This is a genomic window from Bradyrhizobium japonicum USDA 6 (assembly GCF_000284375.1).
GTDB lineage: Bacteria > Pseudomonadota > Alphaproteobacteria > Rhizobiales > Xanthobacteraceae > Bradyrhizobium > Bradyrhizobium japonicum.
This window is the reverse complement of sequence record NC_017249.1, coordinates 1813098-1835779: the sequence shown is the minus strand read 5'-3', so window position 1 is coordinate 1835779 and position 22682 is coordinate 1813098. Positions and strand designations below refer to the sequence as shown.

Annotated in this window: 24 protein-coding genes and 1 pseudogene; 9 read left to right on the top strand and 16 right to left on the bottom strand. The window is 63.8% G+C overall.

Annotated elements, in window-relative coordinates:
* Positions 1-55 precede the first annotated feature (55 nt).
* The gene (locus BJ6T_RS08550; RefSeq protein WP_014491909.1) at positions 56-1819 is read left to right on the top strand and encodes an ABC transporter ATP-binding protein/permease; all 1764 of its coding nucleotides are present in this window, start codon (positions 56-58) and stop codon (positions 1817-1819) included.
* A gap of 252 nt (positions 1820-2071) precedes the next feature.
* Here BJ6T_RS08550 and BJ6T_RS08545 read toward each other — a convergent pair whose 3' ends face one another.
* The 4 genes from BJ6T_RS08545 to BJ6T_RS08530 all read right to left on the bottom strand — a co-directional run bounded on the left by BJ6T_RS08545 (position 2072) and on the right by BJ6T_RS08530 (position 6542).
* Entirely contained in the window at positions 2072-3103 is a 1032-nt protein-coding gene (locus BJ6T_RS08545) for a TorF family putative porin (RefSeq protein WP_028169925.1), read from the bottom strand.
* 449 nt (positions 3104-3552) lie between these two features.
* A complete protein-coding gene (locus BJ6T_RS08540) occupies positions 3553-3915 on the bottom strand; it encodes a hypothetical protein (RefSeq protein WP_014491907.1) in 363 nt (120 codons plus the stop codon).
* 69 nt (positions 3916-3984) lie between these two features.
* Positions 3985-5307, bottom strand: coding sequence for a glycolate oxidase subunit GlcF (glcF, locus tag BJ6T_RS08535; RefSeq protein WP_014491906.1), 1323 nt, complete (start codon positions 5305-5307; stop codon positions 3985-3987).
* A complete protein-coding gene (locus tag BJ6T_RS08530) occupies positions 5304-6542 on the bottom strand; it encodes an FAD-binding protein (RefSeq protein ID WP_028169926.1) in 1239 nt (412 codons plus the stop codon). Before BJ6T_RS08530 ends, glcF begins: the two co-directional genes overlap by 4 nt.
* Positions 6543-6762: 220 nt before the next feature.
* On the opposite strand from BJ6T_RS08530, the gene BJ6T_RS08525 reads away from it, so the two are divergent.
* Positions 6763-7248 carry a putative quinol monooxygenase gene (locus tag BJ6T_RS08525; RefSeq protein ID WP_141379089.1) on the top strand — a complete coding sequence of 162 codons (486 nt, stop codon included), beginning with the start codon at positions 6763-6765 and terminating at the stop codon, positions 7246-7248.
* Between the two features lie 45 nt (positions 7249-7293).
* On the opposite strand, the pseudogene BJ6T_RS08515 reads toward BJ6T_RS08525, so the two are convergent.
* Positions 7294-8342: pseudogene (locus BJ6T_RS08515) on the bottom strand (acyltransferase family protein).
* A 141-nt stretch (positions 8343-8483) separates the two neighbouring features.
* The gene (locus BJ6T_RS08510) at positions 8484-9977 is read right to left on the bottom strand and encodes an FAD-linked oxidase C-terminal domain-containing protein (protein ID WP_014491901.1); all 1494 of its coding nucleotides are present in this window, start codon (positions 9975-9977) and stop codon (positions 8484-8486) included.
* 264 nt (positions 9978-10241) lie between these two features.
* On the opposite strand from BJ6T_RS08510, the gene cycA reads away from it, so the two are divergent.
* Positions 10242-10637 carry a cytochrome c-550 CycA gene (gene cycA, locus BJ6T_RS08505; RefSeq protein ID WP_014491900.1) on the top strand — a complete coding sequence of 132 codons (396 nt, stop codon included), beginning with the start codon at positions 10242-10244 and terminating at the stop codon, positions 10635-10637.
* A 116-nt stretch (positions 10638-10753) separates the two neighbouring features.
* On the opposite strand, the gene BJ6T_RS08500 is transcribed toward cycA, so the two are convergent.
* Positions 10754-11710 carry an alpha/beta fold hydrolase gene (locus BJ6T_RS08500; RefSeq protein ID WP_014491899.1) on the bottom strand — a complete coding sequence of 319 codons (957 nt, stop codon included), beginning with the start codon at positions 11708-11710 and terminating at the stop codon, positions 10754-10756.
* A gap of 326 nt (positions 11711-12036) precedes the next feature.
* Between BJ6T_RS08500 and BJ6T_RS08495 the strand changes: the two genes are divergently transcribed.
* Complete coding sequence (locus BJ6T_RS08495; protein WP_014491898.1) at positions 12037-12219, top strand: hypothetical protein; 183 nt, start codon at positions 12037-12039, stop codon at positions 12217-12219.
* 7 nt (positions 12220-12226) lie between these two features.
* Here BJ6T_RS08495 and BJ6T_RS08490 read toward each other — a convergent pair whose 3' ends face one another.
* From BJ6T_RS08490 to ykgO, 3 genes are all read right to left on the bottom strand, one after another.
* Entirely contained in the window at positions 12227-12487 is a 261-nt protein-coding gene (locus BJ6T_RS08490; protein WP_014491897.1) for a hypothetical protein, read from the bottom strand.
* A gap of 124 nt (positions 12488-12611) precedes the next feature.
* Positions 12612-13259: a tetratricopeptide repeat protein gene (locus tag BJ6T_RS08485; RefSeq protein WP_028169928.1), complete on the bottom strand. Its 648-nt coding sequence runs from the start codon at positions 13257-13259 to the stop codon at positions 12612-12614.
* A 107-nt stretch (positions 13260-13366) separates the two neighbouring features.
* Positions 13367-13492 carry a type B 50S ribosomal protein L36 gene (gene ykgO, locus BJ6T_RS08480; RefSeq protein WP_006611362.1) on the bottom strand — a complete coding sequence of 42 codons (126 nt, stop codon included), beginning with the start codon at positions 13490-13492 and terminating at the stop codon, positions 13367-13369.
* A 331-nt stretch (positions 13493-13823) separates the two neighbouring features.
* Here ykgO and BJ6T_RS08475 point away from each other — a divergent pair, with 331 nt between their 5' ends.
* Complete coding sequence (locus BJ6T_RS08475) at positions 13824-14708, top strand: 4-hydroxyphenyl-beta-ketoacyl-CoA hydrolase (RefSeq protein WP_014491895.1); 885 nt, start codon at positions 13824-13826, stop codon at positions 14706-14708.
* A 208-nt stretch (positions 14709-14916) separates the two neighbouring features.
* On the opposite strand, the gene BJ6T_RS08470 is transcribed toward BJ6T_RS08475, so the two are convergent.
* The 3 genes from BJ6T_RS08470 to BJ6T_RS08460 all read right to left on the bottom strand — a co-directional run bounded on the left by BJ6T_RS08470 (position 14917) and on the right by BJ6T_RS08460 (position 16718).
* Positions 14917-15417, bottom strand: coding sequence for a GlcG/HbpS family heme-binding protein (locus BJ6T_RS08470; RefSeq protein ID WP_014491894.1), 501 nt, complete (start codon positions 15415-15417; stop codon positions 14917-14919).
* Between the two features lie 39 nt (positions 15418-15456).
* Complete coding sequence (locus BJ6T_RS08465; RefSeq protein ID WP_014491893.1) at positions 15457-16050, bottom strand: 3-keto-alpha-glucoside-1,2-lyase-like domain-containing protein; 594 nt, start codon at positions 16048-16050, stop codon at positions 15457-15459.
* Between the two features lie 71 nt (positions 16051-16121).
* Entirely contained in the window at positions 16122-16718 is a 597-nt protein-coding gene (locus tag BJ6T_RS08460) for a superoxide dismutase (RefSeq protein WP_014491892.1), read from the bottom strand.
* Positions 16719-17302: 584 nt separating this feature from the next.
* On the opposite strand from BJ6T_RS08460, the gene BJ6T_RS08455 reads away from it, so the two are divergent.
* The 3 genes from BJ6T_RS08455 (at position 17303) to BJ6T_RS08445 (ending at position 19604) form a co-directional block, all read left to right on the top strand.
* Positions 17303-18034: a haloacid dehalogenase type II gene (locus BJ6T_RS08455; RefSeq protein ID WP_014491891.1), complete on the top strand. Its 732-nt coding sequence runs from the start codon at positions 17303-17305 to the stop codon at positions 18032-18034.
* Positions 18035-18075: 41 nt separating this feature from the next.
* Positions 18076-18543, top strand: coding sequence for a YbaK/EbsC family protein (locus tag BJ6T_RS08450; protein WP_014491890.1), 468 nt, complete (start codon positions 18076-18078; stop codon positions 18541-18543).
* Between the two features lie 194 nt (positions 18544-18737).
* The gene (locus BJ6T_RS08445) at positions 18738-19604 is read left to right on the top strand and encodes an adenylate/guanylate cyclase domain-containing protein (protein WP_014491889.1); all 867 of its coding nucleotides are present in this window, start codon (positions 18738-18740) and stop codon (positions 19602-19604) included.
* 72 nt (positions 19605-19676) lie between these two features.
* On the opposite strand, the gene BJ6T_RS08440 is transcribed toward BJ6T_RS08445, so the two are convergent.
* Both BJ6T_RS08440 and BJ6T_RS08435 read right to left on the bottom strand, forming a co-directional pair.
* Entirely contained in the window at positions 19677-20036 is a 360-nt protein-coding gene (locus tag BJ6T_RS08440) for a hypothetical protein (RefSeq protein ID WP_014491888.1), read from the bottom strand.
* Between the two features lie 94 nt (positions 20037-20130).
* Entirely contained in the window at positions 20131-21117 is a 987-nt protein-coding gene (locus BJ6T_RS08435) for a tripartite tricarboxylate transporter substrate binding protein (protein ID WP_014491887.1), read from the bottom strand.
* A 148-nt stretch (positions 21118-21265) separates the two neighbouring features.
* Here BJ6T_RS08435 and BJ6T_RS08430 point away from each other — a divergent pair, with 148 nt between their 5' ends.
* Positions 21266-21523 carry a hypothetical protein gene (locus BJ6T_RS08430; RefSeq protein ID WP_014491886.1) on the top strand — a complete coding sequence of 86 codons (258 nt, stop codon included), beginning with the start codon at positions 21266-21268 and terminating at the stop codon, positions 21521-21523.
* Positions 21524-21633: 110 nt separating this feature from the next.
* On the opposite strand, the gene BJ6T_RS08425 is transcribed toward BJ6T_RS08430, so the two are convergent.
* On the bottom strand, positions 21634-22569 hold the full coding sequence (locus tag BJ6T_RS08425; RefSeq protein WP_014491885.1) for a LysR family transcriptional regulator: 936 nt from the start codon (positions 22567-22569) through the stop codon (positions 21634-21636).
* Between the last annotated feature and the right edge of the window lie 113 nt (positions 22570-22682).

The following is a 22682-nucleotide window of genomic DNA, read 5'->3' as shown; positions in this document are numbered from 1 at the left end:
CCACAACCATTTGGCCTATGGCCGTTGTGCACATCCCCTCAGGAGACAGAGCTCTGTGAAGAACATCAGCGCCACGCTCGCGATCGTCTGGCGAATCGCCGTCCCCTATTTCCGCTCGGAGGACAAGTGGGCCGGCCGCGGCCTGCTCGCCGCCGTGATCGCGATCGAGCTGGCGCTGGTCGCAATCGACGTGCTGGTGAACCAGTGGCAGAACCGGTTCTACAGCGCACTCCAGAACAGCGACTGGGACGCCTTCGTCACGCAGATCTGGATCTTCATCGCCCTCGCCTTCACCGCGATCGCGCTGGCCGTCTACAAGCTCTACCTCAATCAGTGGCTCCAGATCCGCTGGCGGCAATGGCTGACGACGCATTATCTCGGCGAATGGCTCGACGGCTCCAAGCATTACCGCATGCAGCTCAAGGGCGACGCGGCCGACAACCCGGACCAGCGCATCACCGAGGACGTCAAGAACTTCGTCGAGCAGACGCTGACGATCGGGCTCGGCCTGCTGTCGGCGATCGTGACGCTGTTCTCGTTCGTGATCATCCTCTGGGGCCTGTCCAATGCCGCGCCGCTGCACCTGTTCGGCACCGATCTCATGATCCCCGGCTATCTGTGCTGGGGCGCGCTGATCTACGCGATCTTCGGCACCGCGTTGACGCACTGGATCGGCGCCCCGCTGGTCAATCTCAATTTCGAGCAGCAGCGCTATGAAGCCGACTTCCGCTTCAACCTCGTCCGCGTCCGCGAGAATTCCGAGCAGATCGCACTGCTCAAGGGCGAAGGCGCCGAACGCGGCCGCCTGCTGGGCCGGTTCGGCTACGTGATCGGCAACTGGTACGCCATCATGAGCCGTACCAAGCGCCTCACCGCGTTCACCGCGAGCTATCAGCAGGCCGCCGTGATCTTCCCCTACGTGCTGGTGGCGCCGGCCTTCTTTGCCAAGAAGATCCAGCTCGGCGACATGATGCAGACGGCGTCGGCGTTCTCGAGCGTCCAGGGGGCGCTGTCGTTCTTCGTGGTGGCCTACCGGTCGCTTGCGGAATGGCGCTCGATCGTCGCACGTCTCGACGGCTTCGAGATGTCGGTCGCTTCAGCCACAAACCCGCCGGCCCATGAGCCCGTGATCGCGCTGAAGGCCGCCAGCGGCGGCCGCAACATCGCCCTCGAACAGCTCTGCGTGAACCTGCCCAACGGCACGCCGCTGGTCGCCGCCGACGCCTTCGCCATCCAGACGCCGGAGCGGGTGCTGGTGACCGGACCGTCCGGCTCCGGCAAGTCGACGCTGTTCAGGGCCATCGCCGGCATCTGGCCATTCGGCGCCGGCACCATCTTCATCCCCGAGAGGGCGAAGCTGATGATGCTGCCGCAGCGCCCCTACTTCCCGGTCGGCGTGCTGCGCGATGCCGTCATCTACCCCGCCGCGCCCGGCGCGTTCGAGACCGCGCGGATCAGGGACGCGCTGATCGCGGTCGGGCTGCCCGTCCTCGCCGAGCGGCTCGACGAGGACGGCCACTGGAACCGGATGCTGTCGCTCGGCGAGCAGCAGCGCCTGGGGCTCGCGCGCGCGCTGCTGCACGTGCCGGATTACCTGTTCCTCGACGAGGCCACGGCGTCGCTCGACGAGCCATCCGAGGCCCGGCTGTACCGGCTGCTGGCGGAGAAGCTGCCGCAGGCCACCATCGTCTCGATCGGCCACCGCTCGACGCTCGACGCCTTCCACACCCGCAAGGTGGCGTTGGTGAAGGACGGCGAGATCCATGTTCTCGGCAAGGACGGCGAGCCGGCCCAGGCGGAGTCGACCGCGGCGAGCTGAGGCGGCACAACCAAGCCTGAGGCGAGCCTCGACAGGACCTTCGTCGCGGCCCCTTCGAGACGCCGGCCTCCGGTGAGCTTCTCAGGATGAGGTCTGTCCTCGCGGCAAGATCCGACCCTCACGGTGAGGCGCGCCGCCTTGCGGCGCGTCTCGGACCATGCAGCCCTAGCGCTCTCACTGACGAGCCCAAGTCCAAAGCAAAAGGGCGGCAGATTGCTCTGCCGCCCTCGTTAGGTCGTCTCGGGAAGAAACTTACTTCAGGTTGGTCATCGCCGTCAGGTCGACCGAGAGCTTGGCGACGCCGGCCGCGCTGCACCAGTTGGAGCCGAACGCCGTGGCCGCGTTTGCGCCGCCATTGATCGGCGTCACGAAACCAGGGCTGGAGTTGGTGGCCGAGAAGTCGCTGGTGAAGGCGTTGCAGTTACCCTTCGAGAGGTCGGTGTCGTAGTAGCGCAGATCGAGCGTGAACACCTTGTAGGTGAAGCCGACGCCGACGTTCCAGGTGTTGTAGCTCGGCTCCTTGATGCCGTTGGAATACAGCGGGTCGCCGGCAATACCGTAGAAGATGTCCGAGGTGCCGAGCCACTGACGGCCGAATTCACCCGACACATACATGCCGACGCCGCTGGCACCGAACGTGGTGCTCGGGGCGGTCCACTTGGCGGTGATCGAGGCGTAGTTGCCCCAGGCACCGAGGTTCAGGAAGTTCGGCGAATAGTATTCGTTGAAACCAACGACCCACTGATCGTTGATGTTGAGGTTCAGCTTGGCATAGACTTCGTAGAAGCTTGCGTCCTTCTTGGCGAAGTTGCCGTTGATCGGAAGGCCGATCGCACCCTGCGAATTGTCGAGGCTGGTGCCGCAATTGCCCTGGGCGAGGGTGCCCTGCGAACCGAAGCAGCTTCCGCCCGGATAGAGGTAGCCCCAGATACCGAAGTCGAAGGCGAACATGCCGAAGGTCGGGCGGATACCGCCGTAGATGTCGACTTCAGCCGCGGCGCGGTTCGGGAACGAGATGCTCTCCGCGGACGTACCGACGTAAAGCTGGAGGTCCTTGTTGACGTTGTAGCGCGGCTCGAAATAGGCGGTGACCGACGGATTGTGGTTCGACTGAGTAACACCGCGGAAGATGTAATCGCTCATGATGCCGGCGCCGAAGGCGACATCCCAGGGGTCAAAGGCGGGCGGCGGCGGGGCCTTCAGAGCCTTGACCGGCATGTCTGCCGCGAAAGCCGAACCCGTCACCATTGCCAGCGCCGTTGCCAACAAAGCCACTTTTTTCATTTCGATCCCCATCACCAGTTCCACACAGTCGGTTTCCCGGAAGCCCCCGGGCCGTACGACCTGACTGCAAAATTTCGTTACCGCGACAATCTGGCTGGGAGGATGCGAACCGTGAAGCAAAAATCACGAGCATCTGCCGACTTTTTAGGCGTTATGACGATTCCAAAGAAGGTTGTCCGCCTGTGTTGCTTCTCGATCACATTATTTGCATTCCAAAGTGCACAGAGCCGTCCGATTAGTACGGGAGCCGCCGGTGCAGTGGTGCCTGCGCCACGAATCAGGCTGACGCGAGAAACGACAACCCGACCACGACCATCGTGACGATGCAAAAAGGCCGCAGCGTCACCGCCGCGGCCTTCCTGTTGTCGGTCGTTGTCGTCGGGACGGATCCAGCCTTTGCCCACACCTTGGACCTGACTTGGACCCTAACCGTGGAGGCCCCTCGGGGCCTAACCTTGCTCCTCGGCCGGCGTCGGCTCCGCAGAAGACGAAGGCATCGCCCAGCTTGTCTCGGCGGCGGGCTCCGGAGCCGGAGCTGCCACCGGCGCTGACGGCATCGGCGCAGGAGCTGCCTTCGCCTTCTTCGGTGCCGCTCTCTTTGCGGCCTTCTTCGGTGCAGCCGGCTTGGCAGCCTTCTTCGCAGCCTTCTTGGCGGCCTTCTTCGGGGCGGCCTTCTTGGCAGATTTCTTCACAGCCTTCTTGGCAGACTTTTTCGCGGACTTCTTGGCTGCCCTCTTCGCGGTCTTCTTCGCCGCTACAGCCTTCTTGGCCTTTTTGGCCTTCTTGCTTTTCTTCTTCTTCGCTTTCGCCATCGTGGTCCTCCTGTTGCCGCCGAACAATGGTCGATCGGGCGCCTTCAGCCGTCACCTCGGGAGGAAAGTTCAGCTCGACGCGTTCAGTGCCGGCCGCGACCCGCCCGTAGCCCAATCGAGAAGCTCAATCGTGTGTACGACCGGAACTGACGTGCCACTGGCAATCTGCACCATGCAGCCGATATTGCCCGCGGCAATCATGTCCGGCTTGACGCTTGCGATGTTGGCCACCTTGCGGTCGCGCAACCGGCCCGCAAGCTCGGGCTGGAGAATGTTGTAGGTCCCCGCCGAGCCGCAACACAAATGGCTCTCCGGCACATCTTTCACCACGAATCCATTCTTGGAAAGCAATTCTTTCGGAAGGCCCGTGATTTTCTGGCCGTGCTGCAACGAACACGCGGAGTGATAGGCGACGACGATGTTGTCCTGTCGCGTAGTGGTCGCGAGCCCGAGGCCGGCAACATATTCGGTGATGTCCTTGGCCAGCGCGGACACCTGCGCTGCATCGGCGGCGAACGCCGTGTCCTCGCGCAGCAGATAGCCGTAGTCCTTGATCACCGTGCCGCAACCGGAGGCCGTCACCAGGATGGCGTCGAGCCCCTCGCCGGCCGCTTCCTTTCGCCACGCCGCGACGTTGGCGCGGGCCCGCGCCAACGCATCCTGGTCGTTACCCAGATGATGGGTCAGCGCGCCGCAGCACTGCTCGTCCCGGACCAGGACAACCTCGATGCCGTGGCGGGTGAGGAGGCTGATGGCGGCCTGGTTGATGCGCGGCGCCAGCACCTGCTGGGCACAGCCTTGCAACAGCGCGACCCGGCCGCGCTTCTTGCCGAGTGCCGCGAACACGCTGCCCGGGAGCGGGCCGGGCGACGGCAGACGGTTCGGCGCCAGCGCCAGCATCGCCTTGAGGCGCTGGATCAGGCCGGGCGTCGCCGACGGCCGCGGCGTCGGCAGGAATACGGCAAGCGGACGGGCGAGGCGCGCCAGCCGCATGCTGGTGCGGAAGAGCTGCGGATTCGGCAGGACAAAGGCCAGCACCTGACGCAACAGCCGCTCGGTCAGCGGCCGCTGATAGCGCTGCTCGATCCTGACCCGGGCCTGGTCGACGAGATGCATGTAGTTCACCCCTGAGGGGCAGGTCGTCATGCAGGACAGACACGACAGGCAGCGGTCGACATGCTTGACCACCTCGGCCGTCGGGGTCTGGTCCTTCTCCAGCATCTCCTTGATCAGGTAGATGCGGCCGCGCGGGCTATCGAGCTCGTCGCCGAGCAGCACATAGGTCGGACAGGTTGCAGTGCAGAAGCCGCAATGGACGCAGGCGCGCAGAATCTTGTCGGCTTCCGCGATGTCGGGGTCGGCGAGCTGCGCCAGTGAGAATTCGGTCTTCATGCCGCAGCGCCCCGCGTCAGCCGCCCCCGGTTGAGAATGGTTTTCGGATCGAAACTGGCGCGGACCCGATCGCTCAGCGCGGCAATGCCTGATGCCTGCGGATGGAACACGTCGACACCGCGCCTGACGTCCTCGGCCGCCCGGATCAGCGTGGCGTGCCCGCCGACTGCATCTGCTCGCTGGCGCACAGCCGGGGCATCCGCGTCGGCCTTCGGCGGCAGCGCGGCCCAGATCAGGCCGCCGCCCCAATCGTAGATGATGTCGCCGCCGGTCTCGCGCGCCAGCTGGGTCCCGAGCGCCGCGCCGGAAGCCGGCGGACAAACGATCCGCCACACCGGCCAGGCCCCAACTGCACCGCCGGCCGCGAACGGCAGGACGTCGCGGATCGTGGCCCACAATGCGGCGGACGCCGCATCCTCGACCAGCGTCGCGGTCCCGAACGGCGCCAGCAATTCGCGCAGCGAGCCGGCGCGGTGCGCGGCGGACGCCGTGATGCCCTCGAGCCGCAGCACGGTCAGCGCTTCGCCCTGGCTGGCGATGTCGCCAAGCCCGTCGGTCTTCGCCCGGAACGCCGATTTCGGCAGATGCGCGGCGGCGGAGACGTCGTAGGGCGAGCCGAGCGCCGCGGTCATCGCCTTGTTGGCGGCGGCATCGTCGAGCCCGCGCAGCAGCAGTGTCCGCTCCGCTTCAGGCTTCGGCATCACCTTGAGCGTGACTTCGGTCATCACCGCCAGCGTGCCCCAGGACCCCGCCAGCAGCTTGCAGAGGTCGTAGCCGGTGACGTTCTTCACCACCTTGCCGCCGGTCTTGAAGCTGTCGCCGAAGCCGGAGACGGCGTGCGCCCCCAAGAGGTGGTCGCGCGCTCCGCCCGCCTTGATCCGCCGCGGACCGGCGAGGCCGGCCGCGATCATGCCGCCGATGGTCCCCAACGCGGGCGTGCCGAGCAGCGGCGCCGTATTCATCGGCTCGAAGGCGAATTGCTGGTTCTTGGCATCGATCAGCGACAGCACGTCGGCCAGCGGCGCGCCGGCCTGGAGCGTGACGATCAGCTCGTTGGGTTCGTAGGAGGTGACGGCATTCAGCGCGGAGAGGTCGAGCACGGCGTTGGTCGCCATCGTGTGGCCAATGCTGCGCTTGCTGCCATGACCGATGATCTCGAGCGGCTGCTCGTTGGCAATCGCCGCGCGCACCACCTCTTCGACGTCTTTGGCGTCTCTGACCCTGAGCGTATCCACGGGAAAAGGCGGTAGCGAAATTCGCCGCCAAAATCAAATGCGGCGTGATGCCGGCGATCATCGCCGGTGCAGTCGGGATCCTGCACGGGCGACCACAACGCTTCGATCATGATCGAAGCGTTCACGACATCGACACTTCGATCAGCGGCGAACCAAAGCCGGCAGCCCCTCGCTACAAGCTTGCGCCGATCGCGATCGAGGCCAACCGATGGAGACAAGCATGCGATCGACACATCAGCGGCTGGTGCCGCGCGTCCACGAAGCGTTCAGCCGCAGGTCGGTGATCCGGGCCTTCGGAGCCGTCCTGGCGATCTATCTCTCGCCATGGGCGGCGGCGTCATCTCAAGCTCAGCAGCAAGGAGCAAGGACCATGAACCACTATGCCACGCAGAAATCCCTCAGCGACGCCGTCGACGGCGGCGGCCTGCTCGTCGTCGCGCAATGGGAGGCCAAGCCCGGCGAGGCCGACAAGGTCGCCGCGATCCTCGACCGCTTCCTGCCGGAGGCGCAGCGCGAGGACGGCGTCAAGCTGTTCCTGATCTCGCGCGCCAAGGACAATCCGGCCCAGTTCCTGTTCTACGAGCTGTTCCGCGACGAGGCGGCTTTCAAGGCGCATCAGGAGAGCGCACATTTCAAGACCTGGATCGCCGGCGAAGCCCTGCCGCTGCTGGCGAAGCGCGAACGGGCTCAATACGCACTCTTGTAAACACCGGCTCGTATGCCGCGGTTCGATCCGGACCGCGGCATACGACTATATGATCTCGCGCAGCGGCGATCTGCGCAGGATCAGTGCCGAGACGGCCAAGCTGCCGATCGTAGCCAACATGGTCAGCAGGAGCGCCTTCGTGAGTGCGAAGAGCGGCAGTGCGTGCAGAAGCAGGGCAAAGCCGACCAGGATCGGCGGATGGATCAGGTAGACGCCGAAGGCGTTGTCCGACAGCCATTTGGCGACCGGCCCTTGCGCGTCGAAATGGCGGCGGTAGACGGCCAGCATCAAGAGACCCATGCCGACGCAGACCAGCGCCTCCCACAGGCACTTCCCGGCACTGACGACGTTGAAGCCGCCTGCATAGAGCGCGGTGTCGCCCTGCAGGCCTCCCCGAACAGCACGAGCGCTGCAAACAGCGGCGCAGAGAGCGACAGCGCGAGCAGTCCCCAGCGGATACAGGAGCGCTCGGCAAGCCCAAGCATCCAATTGCCACGATAGCCGACGGCGCCGGCTGCGAACATGAGAGCGTATTGCGGCAGATCGCCGGGGTGAACGTTGAGCACGGATGTATCGGCGTGGACGGCGATGCGAACGGCGAAGGTGAGTGCCGCCATGGCCGCAACGAACAGAACAATCCCCGTGCCGCACGGCGCAACCTCGGGCTCCCGCCATCCGGTCTGGCGGATCAAGCCATAGAGGAGCGAGACCAGCAGCAGCACTGCGCAAAACCACATCGGTCCCGTCTCGGAAAGCCATTCGCCGTCCATCAGATGGGTCAGCCATTGATGGCCGAAACCGCCCTTGCCCCAAGTCCATGACAGAAAATACTGCGTGAGCGGGCCGATCACCAACATGTAGAGCAAAGTCGGCAAGCCGAGCCTGATCAGCCGATCACGCGCAAATTTCGAAAGTCCTTTCCGATCGAAGGCGCCGACGGCGAAATAGCCGGCGATGAAGAATAGCGCGGCCATGAAGAAGGCCTGGAGGAAGCTCTGATAGATGCCGAAGAAGAGGGCCGTGCCGAAGCCGGTCTCCCGCCGGTCGACATAGTACCAATTGCCGAACGGACTGTAGGTGTCGGCTGCGTGCATGCTCAGCACGAGGATGATCATCGACCAGCGGATGTTGTCGATGAACAGCAGGCGCGACTTCGCCAGCGGCCTGCCCGGCGCTTCTTTCCTCACACTGATCCGAACGTCCGCCATGTCGCCGCCATGCCGGGTATCCGACCGTCAGAACCGCGGAATGTCCGGAAACGCCACCTTCCCGGCATGCACATGCATGCGGCCAAGCTCGGCGCAGCGGTGCAGGGTCGGAAACACTTTTCCGGGGTTGAGCAGGCCCTGCGCGTCGAAGGCGCATTTCAGCCGCTGCTGCTGGTTGAGGTCGATCTCGGTGAACATGTCGGGCATCAGGTCGCGCTTCTCGATGCCGACGCCGTGCTCGCCGGTGAGCACGCCGCCGAACTCGACGCAGGCGCGCAGGATGTCGGCGCCGAAGGCCTCGGCGCGCTCGATCTCGCCGGGCTTGTTGGCATCGTAGAGGATCAGCGGGTGCAGATTGCCGTCGCCGGCGTGGAACACGTTGGCGCAGCCGAGCTGGTATTTTTCCGACAGCTCGCGGATGCGCGCCAGCGCCTTCGGCAGCGCGCCGCGGGGAATCGTGCCGTCCATGCAGAGATAGTCGGGCGAGATGCGGCCAACGGCCGGAAACGCCGCTTTGCGGCCGGCCCAGAACAAATTGCGCTCGGCCTCCGAGGTCGAGATCTGGCAGGTGGTCGAGCCGCAAGCATTCGCAATGGTCTCGACGCGGGTGATCAGCTCGTCGACCTCGATCTTGGGACCGTCGAGCTCGATGATGAGCAGCGCTTCGACGTCGAGCGGATAGCCGGCATGAACGAAGGCCTCGGCGGCGTGGATCGCCGGCTTGTCCATCATCTCCATGCCGCCTGGAATGATGCCGGCGCCGATGATGCGCGCCACGCATTCGCCGGCCGCCTCGACCTGCGCGAAGCCGACCATCAGAGCCCGCGCCGTCTCCGGCTTTTGCAGGATGCGCACCGTGATCTCGGTGATGACCCCGAGCAGCCCTTCCGAGCCGGTGATGACGCCCATGAGGTCGTAGCCGGCGTTCTCCGCCGACTTGCCGCCGATGCGCAGGATCTCGCCGCTCATCAGGACAATCTCGCAACCGAGCACGTTGTTGGTGGTCATGCCGTATTTCAGGCAGTGCACGCCGCCGGAATTCTCCGCGACATTGCCGCCGATCGAGCAGGCGATCTGCGAGGACGGATCGGGGGCGTAGTAGAAGCCGGCATGCGCGACCGCCTGGCTGATGGCGAGATTGGTGACGCCCGGCTCGGTGACGACGACGCGGTTGTCGAAATCGATCTCGCGGATCCGCTTGAACTTGCCGAGCCCGAGCAGCACGCCATCTTCGAGCGGCAGCGCGCCCCCGGACAGCGAGGTGCCGGAGCCGCGCGGAACCACCTTGATCCCCTGCGCGGCACAATATTTCAGGACGAGCGAGACCTGCTCGGTGGTGTCGGGCAGCACCACGACCATCGGCGGTTGCCGATAGGCCGTCAGCCCGTCGGATTCGTAGGCCCGCATCTCGGAGGCGCTGTCGATCACGCCCTCGCCGGGCACGATTGCGCGCAATGCAGCCACGATCTCAGCGCGGCGCGCCAGCACGGTCTGGTCGCTCGCGGGCATCATGATGGCCATAACATATCCTTCCGAGTCGCAGCCCACGATCAAATTGTCGCGCCAAATCAACCACGTCCGCGCCTGTTTGGGTAGGCCATCCGAAAGTCGGAACGGCGATCTTCGGCGAGTTCGCTCTGGGACAAGTAGGGCAGCATGAAACCTGTCATGGTTTCGCGGCTTGTCCAAGCCGGGCGGGCCTGCCAAAACCGGCGGGGCCGTCGTTTGCCGACCAGGCAAGACCGACCAGCCTAGACCCACCAGGGAAGAGACGAAGAGCACCCGATGACAAAACTGACTTTTGGCGCACTGATGATCCTCACCGTGACTGCCACCGCACCCGCCGCGATGGCGCAGGATGTTGCGGCCGGCAAATCGTCGTTCAACAAATGCCTGGCCTGCCACGCGATCGGCGAAGGCGCCAAGAACAAGGTCGGCCCCGAGCTCAACGGCCTCAACGGCCGCAAGTCCGGCACCGCGCCGGACTACAATTACTCGGATGCGAACAAGAATTCCGGCATCACCTGGGACGAAGCCACGTTCAAGGAATACATCAAGGACCCCAAGGCCAAGATCCCCGGCACCAAGATGGCGTTCGCCGGCATCAAGAACGAGAACGAGATCAACAATCTCTGGGCCTTCGTCGCGCAGTTCGACAAGGACGGGAAAATCAAGCAGTAAGCGTGAGCGGCGGCCGCCCGGGCTTCGGTTCTGATTGAGTTAGAACCGAAGCTCAGGCTTGTTGTTTTGACGCGTTTTCTTCACGCGAAGCGGTATCCACGTCGCTCGAAAACGCTTTAATCGGCGGCCGCCTGCGCCGGGACGATTTTCCCGATCATCGTCTCGATCTCCGTCTTCACCAGATCCGGCACAGCGTTCTGCACGATGTGGCCGAGATCGGGCAGCACGATCAGCTTCGCACCCGGCAGCATCGCGGCGAAGGGACGCGCGTGGATGTCGGTCTTCACCGTCTTGTCGGGCTCGCCGGCGATGATCGTGACCGGCACCTTGATCTCGCCATAACGCGCAGCCTGCGCCGTCACCGCTTCCTTCAGCGTCACCAGGTCATAGGCATTGGCGATGAACTCGCGCGGACGCAGCAATAGCGGCGTCGCGGAGTCCTGCACGAAGCCGTCCGGCATGATTTGCGGCAGGAAGACGTTGCGCGCACCGGCCTCGGCGACGAAATACCCCATCGGCAGCGTGATGGTGTAGGCGAGCAGCGGGCCGATCACCGGCGTTGCGATCATCTCGTTGTAGCGGCCGACGCCGCCGCGCCAGGGATGGGTCACCGGCGCCAGCATGACGAGACCGGCGACGCGGCCGGGATGATCGAGCGCGATCCGCGCGCCGAGCGCACCGCTCCAGGAATGCACGACGAAGACCGCGCGATCGATCCCGAGCTTACGAAGCGCCTCGTCGATCATCCGGGCCTGGATCTGCGGCGTCGAATCCTGCCGCCGCATCCGCGTGCTCCAGCCGTGACCGGGACGGTCGATCAAAATGACGCGATGGTCTTTGGCGAGGAGGTCGCCGAGCGGACGCCGCATCGCTTCGAGATTGGAGCTCGCGCCGTGCAGCATCACGATCGGCACGCCTGAACCGCGCGGACCGATATCGACGACGTGAAGCACAGCGCCGTCGACCGCGACCATCCGGCCCTGAGGCGGAAAGGCGCGCTGCACCGCAAGGACGCCGGCCTGCGTCGCCAGCGCCAGCAGAACCAGCGCGGTCACGACTGACATCACGATCATGGGGAGAATCCGGGCGATCCAGGGCACCTGGCAGTTACGAGACTAGCGGACGGCAGTTTCGCTCCGTGGGGCCCCGCGCTCCACTTGAAATGCCGGGGCTGTGGATATGTGCATAATTCGAGCAGAAAAAACGTAGCAAAATCAATCGTATTCTCCGCAGCGCGCAAGCCTCAGGCCAGCTTCATGCAGTCGTCATCGCGGCCTCCATATAATCGCCACGGTCGGTTCCGCCATCTAGGCGCGGGTGGGCGCCGATCCTCCTCGCAACTCCAGGAGATGCGGGAAAGACCGGCAGGATTTGTCCTGATTTGAACCGGAGAATGTCGATGAGCTTCAGATCCAACGACACTGCGATCGACGAGATCGTGGCGAGCTGCAACGGTGACCTGCGCGGTGCCGTGCGGGCACTGCTTCTGATCAATGAGCATCTCGAGACGGAGCTTGCAAAGGCCTACGCCGCAGCCGCCGATCACGGCCTTGTCGAGCGCGCCGGTAGCATCCTGCACTAGGTGCAGGCTAGTTCGTTCCGTCCTCGTCCTTTTCCTCGTCCGGCGTGACCGCGGGGCAGGCGCGAATCGTCGAACGGGCAAGCTTGGCATCGGCCCTGGACTTGTAGGGACCGTCGCCGAACCAGATGTCGCCGATGATCACGGGATTGCTGGTTACGATGTTGCATCTGCCCGTGGCGCGATTGCCGACCACCCAGAACAAGCCGTCGGCGAGGCTCACCGAGCCCGACGCGAGCAGCAATACACCTGCAAAGATCAAACGCTTCATGGCCGTGCTCCTGCCATGCAGGTAGGCCTGCGCGCGCTTCAACAATACCCCCGAGAACGCCGCACGTGTGATCGTGGTTAATCCGCGCACGCCGCAATCACTCGGGAAATGATCAACTTGTCTGCTAGATGTCGCGGCCTTCGACCTTCTCGGTCAGCGCCTTGACCTGTTCGGGGATCTTCTCGAGGTGCGGATTGACGGCCAGCGCCTTGCGGTAGGCCTCGAGCGCACGTTTCTCGTCACCGACCTCCTGCATGATCATGCCGAGGCCTGCGAGCGCGCCGAAATGGCGCGGCTCCCGGATCAGCACCTCGCGGATGTCGGCAAGCGAGCGGCCGTAGTCATTCTGCATGTAGTAGAGCGTGGCGCGCCGGTTCCAGGCCTCGATGTAGTCGGGCCTGAGCTTGATCACCGAATCCAGCAGCTTGATCGCGATGTCGATCTTCTGCGCGTCGACCGCGGTCTTGGCCCGCGCCATCAACAGCGATGCGGTGTCGCTCGGGGTCTGGATCCAGATCGCCCAGATCCGCGCCTCGACATGCTTGGCGCTGGCCTCGTCGGGCGCGGCCTTCAGCGCGCCGAACAGGAAATCGAGATTCTTGCTGCGGTCGACCTTCGGCAGCTTGGCCGGCGCCTCGGGAAGCTTCTTCTGCTTGCCGGGTGGAGCCGGCGGATCAGCCTGCGCCAAGGCAGGAGTGACCAAAGCGAGACCTGCGGCTCCCAGAACGAGAGCCAGACACAGGGTGCGTGCGAAAGGGAATCTCACTGCCATGGCCAAAGTCTAGACGCGCAAAGCCGCCCTTGCAAAGCAAAGGCGGCGTCAAACTCGTGTGAGGCGAGGTCGTGTGAGGCGCGCGTGAGGCGACCGCGAGGGCAATATCAGCCCTGGCGAGCCTTGAAGCGGCGCTGCACCTTGTTGATCACATAGACCCGGCCCTTGCGGCGGACCAGGCGGTTGGCGCGATGGCGACCGCGCAGCGATTTCAGCGAGTTACGGACCTTCATGGCAGAATCCTGAACGTTCGAAAGGCCGTGTTCGGCACTACCGTTTCGGCACGCGCGAATGTGGCAAAATGAGATCTTTCCCGCTGGCGGACCGGCCGCCCGGGACGGGGCGGTTCTTAAGGCATGGGAGGACCGGATGTCAATGTTAACTGCCCGGTTCCGGACCAGCAAATTCTGGAAAACAACCCCATGCAAAGTAGAAAGCAAGGTAGAAACGGCCGGATCGGCCCGATCTACGCGTTTGTCGACTTGGGACTTCGCTTCCGACAACGCGCCTTGCCAAATTCGTTATATCATATAATCAATTCGGCAACCCGTCGGGAGGAAACCAATGCCGAAGCTGAAGCTGCCCAACATCGACGATGTCGTCGCGATCGACATCCACACCCATGCCGAGGAGCCCTGCGGCTGCCATGCCGACGACGGCTATGACGACTTCCAGGCTCAGATGGCCGAATATTTCAAGTCGCCGAACAAGCATCCGCCGACCGTGCCGGAGACCGCGGCCTACTACCGCTCCAAGAACATCGCCGCGGTGATCTTCCCGGTCGACGCCGAGCGCGAGACCGGCTTCCGCCGCTACAACAATTACGAGATGATCGAGGCCGCCTCCGACCATCTCGACGTCCTCATCCCCTTCGTCTCGATCGACCCGCACAAGGGCAAGCTCGGCGCGCGCGAGGCGCGCAAGCTGATCGAGGAATACGGCGTGCGCGGCTTCAAATTCCATCCGACCATGCAGGGCTTCTACGCCAACGACCGTATGGCCTATCCGCTCTACGAAGAGATCAACAATGGCGGCGCGATCGCGCTGTTCCACACCGGCCAGACCGGCGTCGGCTCGGGCATGCCCGGCGGCATGGGCATGCGGCTGAAATATTCCAACCCGATGTACATGGACGACGTGGCCGCGGATTTCCCCGACCTCAAGATCATCCTCGCCCATCCCTCCTTCCCCTGGCAGGAGGAAGCGCTGTCGGTCGCGACCCACAAGCCGAACGTCTACATCGACCTCTCGGGCTGGTCGCCAAAGTATTTCCCGCCGATCCTGGTGCGCTACATCAACTCGATCCTTCAGGACAAGATGCTGTTCGGCTCGGACTGGCCGGTGATCACGCCGGACCGCTGGCTGTCGGACTTCGCCAAGATCGAGATCCGCGACGAGATCCGGCCGAAGGTGCTGAAGGCGAACGCAAGGAAGCTTTTGGGGATCTAGGCAGACCAGCGATATCCTCGAGTTTGCGCTCGTCTACCTCGACAGCCGGGCGGACTGGACGCACTGGTTGCGTGCGGCTGGAGTCAATGAAGCGGGCAACGCGCCCCTAAGCCGCGATTGAGATTAGGATGAATCGTCATCGCGCTTTAGGTTGTTGTTTGAGCATGATCTTTTCGGAAAACCGCTGCGCACTTTTCCGGATCATGCATTAAAACTCCAGCTTGTCGCGTATGGCGTCGATACCGGCCCTGGCGCAGGCTTCGTCAGCGTCCCCGCCAGGCGCCCCGGATACACCGACGGCTCCGACCAGCGAGCCGCCCGCTTCGACAATCAATCCGCCGCCTATGATGACCGTGCCGGGGAGATTGCGGATACCGGCCTGCATCATGCCAGGTTGGCTGACGGCGTTGAGTTCAGTGGTGCTGGTCCGGAATGTTGCTGCGGTCCATGCCTTGCCCGAGGCCGTTGAAACGGTGTGAGCGCCGGCGAACCGGTCACGAAGGACCACCTGTATCACCCCGAATCGATCGACGACCGCGACGGCGACCTGATACCCGCGGGATCGGCAATCGCCAAGCGATGCCCGGGCCAGATCGAGCGCCAGCTCGGGACTCAGGGATTTGTAGGTCGTGAGCGGCTCTTCCGCGATTACGGGATGCGCGAGAGCAACCAGGATGGCGGCCGCACCGAGCAGGTTTCGAGCGAGCATGATTTTCTCCGACGCGAGCAGGTCGACGCCGACGGCAACCTAGTTCAATGCGCCATATGTCAGGTCGTCGAACACGGTGACACTGTCGGCCTTGGTCCACAAGCCGATCATGCCGGCGTCCCTGATCGATGCGTCCTCGACCTCGAACATCGGCTTTCCGTCATACGTCACCTTGAATCGCGCTCCCGCGAATTCGCAACGCAGCGTATGCCATTGACCTGATGGCACCGCGACCTTGACGCCGTAGCCGCCTTTCCGGCCGATGATATCGAGCACGCGGCGAACACCCTTGATCGTCTTGTAGAGCACGACATTGTCTTCAAGCGCGTTGGCCCGCACGACATAGTAGTTGTCGGCATCCTTTGCGCGCCAGACAAGACCGGCCGCACGATCCTCGGAGCCCGCGATCGCCTTGAACTTCACCTCGATGAACCCATCCTGGATGCTGGTGCCGTTCCTGAGCGCCACCGGAAACGTCGCCTGGCCGGATTGTTTCAGGACGTTCGGCTTGCTTGGCGCCGTGGGCTCCGCCTCGACCGTCCATTTGGGCTGGCCACGACCCGTCATCGTCAGCGTCCAGCCTTCGGGCGCTGCGCCAGTTGCTGCGTTGTCAAAATTTACGGTTTCTGCCATCGCGTTTCCCTCCACCGACAATAGGAGCAACGCCGCCCGCAGGAGCGCTACGCTCATTTTTTGCACAACGTCTAAGCTTCCCGCCTGTATTGATCGTACAGTGTTGCGGCGTTGTCCCATTTGATCGCTTCCATGTAGATGTCGACATACTTCGCAGCCGCAGCGCCATAATCCATGTGATAGGCGTGCTCATACATGTCGAGCACCAGCACGGGGCGTCCGCCGGCCAGAGTCGTCGTGTGGTCGGCGGCCCACTGGTTGACGAGCCGCTTGTCGCGCGGCGAGTAGGAAAGAATCACCCAGCCGGAGCCGCCGCCTTCGGCCTTGCCCATGGCGGAGAACTCCGCACGCCACCGCTCCATGCTGCCGAAATCGCGCGCGATCGCGTCGGCGAGCGCTGCGCTCGGCTTGCCGGCGCCGCCGAGCCCGTCGAAATAGATCTCATGGAGGATCATCGAATTTGACGCGATGAGCTCCTCGCGCTTCAGACCGTTGATGACGAAGTTCGGAGCTTTGGCGAAGTCGAGCTCGGCGAGCTGCGTTCCGATCGCGTTGAGCCGTTTCACCGCGCCGACATAGTTGTTCTCGTAATGGCTGACGAGCACCTTCTCCGAGATGCCGGCAATGGATTTCGGATCGAACGGCATCGGCTTGGACTGGTATGTCATTGGCTTGGCTCCTGTTGGCTGATTGGCTTGCGCAAGGGCTTGCGTCCCTGCGAGCATTGCGGTCGATGCCGCGGCGGCCCCCACGCCCCTGATGAAGTCTCGGCGGTCGGTATTCGCAGTCATGGAGTCCTCCGCTTGATCGTCGTCCCCAATGTGCCCCGTGTGCTCACTCGCTCCTGGTGCTCGCCGTCTTGCTGAGCGCGCGGATCGGCCCCGCGGTCCACGTCGATACGAACATCGACGCGGGCCGGCGCGTGGGCGACACCGATAAGACGGGATAATTTCTCTGATGGGATCGAGCTGTAGGAAGACATGCAGCGTCCTTGGTGACCAGGACGCGATACTTGGGCATGTCGCCTCGCGGGGAGATCGCACATCCCCGTACGCCAAATAGAACGCCTTGCCGGCGGCAGTGTCAATCCGCTGCGCGAGGGTCGACGGGATGACGATTTGTTGAAGCAGGTTCCGACCTTGTCGCGACGCGGGCCAGCGGAATAGCGTCAATTCGAGTTTCCTGCTTGGATCGATATCGCGCCGCCTTGTATAATCCTTAGCTTCCACAACGATCCCGGAGGACCGGTCAATTGAGCCTCAAAGCCGTTGTCTTCGACGCATACGGAACGCTCTACGACGTCCAGTCGGTCGCTGATATCACCGAGGATGCCTTTCCAGGCTACGGCGAGATCATCACGCAGGTCTGGCGGATCAAGCAGCTCGAATATTCCTGGCTGCGCTCGCTGATGCGGCGCTACCAGGATTTTGCAGGCGTCACGCGCGACTCGCTCGCCTATACGCTGCGCCTGCTCGGCCTCGCCTATGAAGGCGAAGCGTTCGAGCGGGTGATCGAGAAATATCTGCATCTCGATCTCTATCCCGATGCAGCCGCCGCGCTTGCGGCGCTGAAGCCGCGAAAACTCGCCATCCTCTCGAATGGCAGTCCGGACATGCTGAATGCGCTCGTGCGCAATTCCGGGCTCGACCGTCTGCTCGATGCCACCATCAGCGTGGATGCGAAGAAGGTCTTCAAGCCATCTCCAGAGGCCTACATGCTGATCGGCGAGGCGTTCGGCACCAGGCCGGATGAGGTTCTGTTCGTCTCGTCCAACCCCTGGGACGTCGCGGGCGCAAAGTCGTTCGGGCTGAACGTCGCCTGGATCGAACGCGTGACGCCCGAGGCGATGGCGCTGGCTTGCGTCGAGAACGAACTCGTGGCACCGCTGACGATGTTCAAGGCGATCCGGACCCAGATGGACGAGCTTGGGTTCGCGCCGGATCATCGTGTCCGCGCGCTCTCGGAACTGCCAACGATCGCCTAAGCATTGCCGCCCGCCCATGAGTCTGGAATGAGCTGACTGGAATGAGCCTGCAATCCGTTCGTGCCTTCTTTGCCGAGAAAGCCCCCGACATCTCCGTCATCGAATCCCCGATCAGTTCGGCCACGGTGCCGCTGGCCGCCGAAGCCTATGGCGTCGAGCCCGGCCGGATCGCCAAGACCCTGTCGTTGCGCATCGGGGAGCGCGTGATCCTGATCGTCGCCGCCGGCACCTCGCGCATGGACAACAAGAAGGTCAAGGCTGCGTTCGGCGGCAAGCCGAAGATGCTGGGGCTGGAGGAGGTCGCCGAGATCACCGGCCACGAGGTCGGCGGCGTCTGCCCGTTCGGGCTGAAATCGCCGCTGCCGATCTATTGCGACGTATCGCTGAAGGCGTTCGACGTCGTGGTGCCGGCCGCAGGCTCGACCCACAGCGCCGTGCGCATCACGCCCGAGCGGATGGCCGAACTGACCGCGGCCGAATGGGTCGACGTCTGCGAGCACAGGCCCTAAGGCGGCTCCGGCCTGCACTCATAAACCGCGGCACGGAGGGCGACCTCACGCCAGGTCGGTTTTGGCACGTGGCTGGCTGCAATTCGTTGCACGGTTATGACGGTTTCGGGACTGGACAACCGGTCGTTGAGCGGCGATGGGGCCAGATGCGATGCCTGATGCAATTGCCGGTCAGGAAGGCTAGCATATGGACCATGGCCGACGACAAGGTGAAACGACGATTGACCACCGTCCTGTGCGCTGACGTGCAGGGCTATTCTCGCCTCATGGGAGCAGACGAGACCGGAACGTTGGAGACGCTGCGCCGCCACCGCGCTGCCTTTGCGGGACTGGTGGAGCGCCATGACGGCCGGATCGTGAATACCTGGGGCGATGCCGTGATCGCCGAGTTCGCCAGCGTCGTCGAGGCCGTGCAATGCGCGGTCGAAATTCAGCAGGAAATTTCCAACCAGGATTCGGACGCACCGCACGCCCACCCGATGCGGTTTCGCATCGGCATCAACCTCGGCGACGTGATGGTGGACGGGTCCGACATCTATGGCGACGGGGTCAATATCGCGTCGCGGCTGCAAGAGCTCGCCGAACCCGGCGGCGTCGTGATCTCAAGTTCCGTCTACGATCAGGTCCACAACAAATTGTCCGTTGGCTTCGACTGTCTCGGCCAGCGACCAATGAAGAACGTTGCTCCCATGACCAGCTATCGCGTGGCCATGAGCGGCCAAAGCGCTGGGCGACGGAGCTTCCCGGTTGACGACAGCGTCAATCCCCAGGGGCGAGCAGTTGCAGAATCGGAAACTGGCGCTCGATGGATTGACAGCAGGCACGAGCCATCCAATTGGATGGGCTTCGTCTCGGATTGGCTGGCGAAGCTGCCCCGCCCGGTTGCAGCGGCCCTCACGGTTTCGGGCTTTCTGATTCTGATCAACGTTTTCACCGGCATGCACAAGATCTGGTTCCATTGGCCGGTCGCAGCAATACTCTTCGGTGCCCTCTTGCGGACAGCGCTCCGGCAACGACCCGAGCCGAACAGCAAGCGGGAGCGCCAAACGAGTCGGGAGTGAGACGGTCGCTTCAGGTTATGACTTGAGCATGATCGTTTCGGAAAATCGCATCACACTTTTCCGGATCATGCTCTAGTCGTTGTCATCATCATAGGGACGTGGTGGCGCGGCGACAGGCGGCGCATTGTTGTAGCGCGGCGCCGGAACAGCCCGGCCGCGCGGGACCGGCTGCTGCGGCTGAGCCTGGTTGTTCGACTGGAACACCGCCCGGCATGCGCTCGAAAGCTGCGGCGTGTTCTGCTGCAGGCAGGCCACGATGCGGTTCGTATCCGGAATCTGGTCGCTGCAAAGGCGCCAGACATCCGGCGTGCACGCCATCTGCTGTTCCATTGTGCCGCGATATTCGCGATATTCTTGGGCTGACGCCGCGCCCTGCGCGACGATGCCGCTGACTGCAAGTACCAGACCCAGCGCAATTCGCTCTGTTCGCATGTCCCGATCCTTCTCGATTCCCTTGATTTGTCTTCAATCAATGAGACGCGGTCAGGTTCTGAACCAACAAAAAATGTGAAAATGCGGCGGGAACCTATTCCACCCGGCCGATCTTCTTCACCGCCGCGATCAGCCTTGCGCTGTCCGTCGCCACGAATTGCGAGAATGCCGGCGCGTCCTGATAGGCGACCAGACTGCCCGAGGCCTCGAAGCTCCTGAGCACATCCGGGCTCGTCATCACCTGCGCCATCGCTTCGCGCAGGCGGCTCGCGACCGGTGCAGGAAGAGCACTCTGTGCAAAGAGCCCGGCCCAGATGTACATCTCGACGTCCTTGTAGCCCAGTTCCTGGAAGGTCGGAACGTCGGGGAAGCTCGCGATGCGCTGGGCGCCGCAATTGCCGAGCACGCGCAGCTTGCCGTCGTCGACCTGCGGCTTCAGCGTGCCCGGCGCGGCCGCTATCGCCTGCACGGTGCCGCTGAGCAGCGCGGTCAGTGCCGGGCCCGCGCCGCGGAACGGAACATGCAGCAATTTGATGTCGGCGCTGTTCGCGAACATCTCCATCGCGACATGCAGCGTCCCGTAAGGACCGGACGAGCCGTAAGTGATCTGGCCCGGCCGCTTCTTCGCATCCTCGACGAAATCCTGCGCCGTCTTCCACGGCGCCGAGGCCGGCACCGCGAGCAGCGTGGGATCGGCCAGCACGCGCGCGATCGGCATGAACTGCGAGACCTCGTAGGCGACGGGTCGGTCGAACAGACGGTCGGCTTCGGGGAGCACCGCGAGCGAGGACAGCGTCATCAGCAGCGTGTAGCCGTCGGGCTCGGCGCGGGCCGCCGCGGCATTGCCGACCGATCCGCCGCCGCCACCGGCGCGGTTGTCGACGATGACGGGCTTGCCGAGGATCCGCTCCAGCGCCATCGCCACCGGGCGCGCGGCGAGATCGGCCTGTCCGCCGGCCGGAAACGGCACGATCATGGTGATGTTACGTACCGGATAGGCTTGCGCAAAGGCCTTGTCAGGCAATGCAGCCCGCAACAGCGGCAATGCCGCAGCGGCACGCAAGAGATCGCGTCGATCCATCATGGTCCCCTACCCCCCGATTTTCTTTTGTTTCGCCAGCCTAGCGTGCCGCGCGGCAAGAACAAGGCATTAACGAAGCATTGACCATGTCCGGCCCCGTCAGGAACGCATCCGTGAACCCGCTGTTGCCCACCCGAAGGAGTGAGTGATGCGGAATCTTGCGACCATCGACGTCGCCCTGGACGAGATGCTGGTGAATCTCGCAGCGATCGTCCTGCGGCTTTCAAAGCCCGAATTGACGCGAACGCCGGAAGCGCGGCGCGCGCTGGCGCAATCGGTCCATCAATACGCCGCCTGCGCGGCACGCTCGACCGACCCACGTGTGCACGAATTGAAGACGCAGCTGGAGGGAACGCTGAAGCCAGCCTTGCGCATTGTCGCGATCGGCGGCGTGAAGGTGTCGTAGTCAGGCTCCGTCATTGCGAGCGCAGCGAAGCAATCCAGAATCCCTCCGCGGAGACACTCTGGATTGCTTCGCTGCGCTCGCAATGACGGGGGCCGTAGAGGCCGCTCGCGCTACGCCCCCTTCACCTTCCCGCGCGGCCGCCGCTTGCACGTGCCCGGCAGTTTCGCCGCGAGAAAATCGCCGAGCGCCTCGACGCGCGCGGGGCGCGGGCCGCCGGGTGGCGTCACCAGATGCACGCCGCCTTCGGCCTGCTTCCAGTCTTTCAGGATCACCTCGACCTCGCCGGACGAAATCGCCTCGCCGACGATGAACTCGGGCAGTTCGGCGATGCCGAGGCCGGCGATCAGCGCCGGCATCACCGCCTCTCCGTTGTTGACGCGAAGCTGTCCGCCCGGACGGACGCTGGCCTGCTCGCCTGCCGAATTGGTGTAGTTCCAGACATTGGGCGTCGAGAGATAGGCGTAACTGAAGCATTTGTGTTCGGCGAGATGCATCGGATGCGTCGGCCGGCCATGTTTCTTGAGGTAGGACGGCGCGGCCACCGTGAAGCGCGGCATGGTGAAGAGCCGCCGCGCGATCAGCGAAGAGTCCGGCAGCCGCGCGATCCGCACCGCCATGTCAAAACCCTCGCCGATCAGATCGATGGTCGCATCGCTCAGATGCAGATCGACCGAGACCTCCGGATAGGTTTCGAAGAACTCTGGCAGCAGCGGCGCCACCGCCTTGATCCCGAAGGTCATGGGCACGGCGAGCCGAACCAGGCCGCGCGGCGCCACCGATTGCGCCAGCGCCTCGTTCTCGGCCGCCTCGCCGTCGACGAGGAGGCGCGTGGCGCGTTCGGCGAGCTTGTGCCCGGCGTCGGTCAGCGCCAGCCGCCGCGAGGTGCGGTTGAACAGCCGGGCACCGAGCCGTTCCTCCAGCCGCGTGACCGCCTTCGACACCGTTGCCTTGGACATCGCGAGCTCGCTCGCGACCCCTGCAAACGACCGTAATTCCACGACTTTTGCGAAAATCGCGAGCGCCTCGAAATCGGGGAGTTTTGCCATGTGCGCCGATCCAATCGGGGTATTTCAGGAAACAATGTGTTTCGACAGTTTCTATTTCTATACCACAGGCGGAGGCTTATCCAAGGGTCAATCGCAAACCCACGGAATGGAGA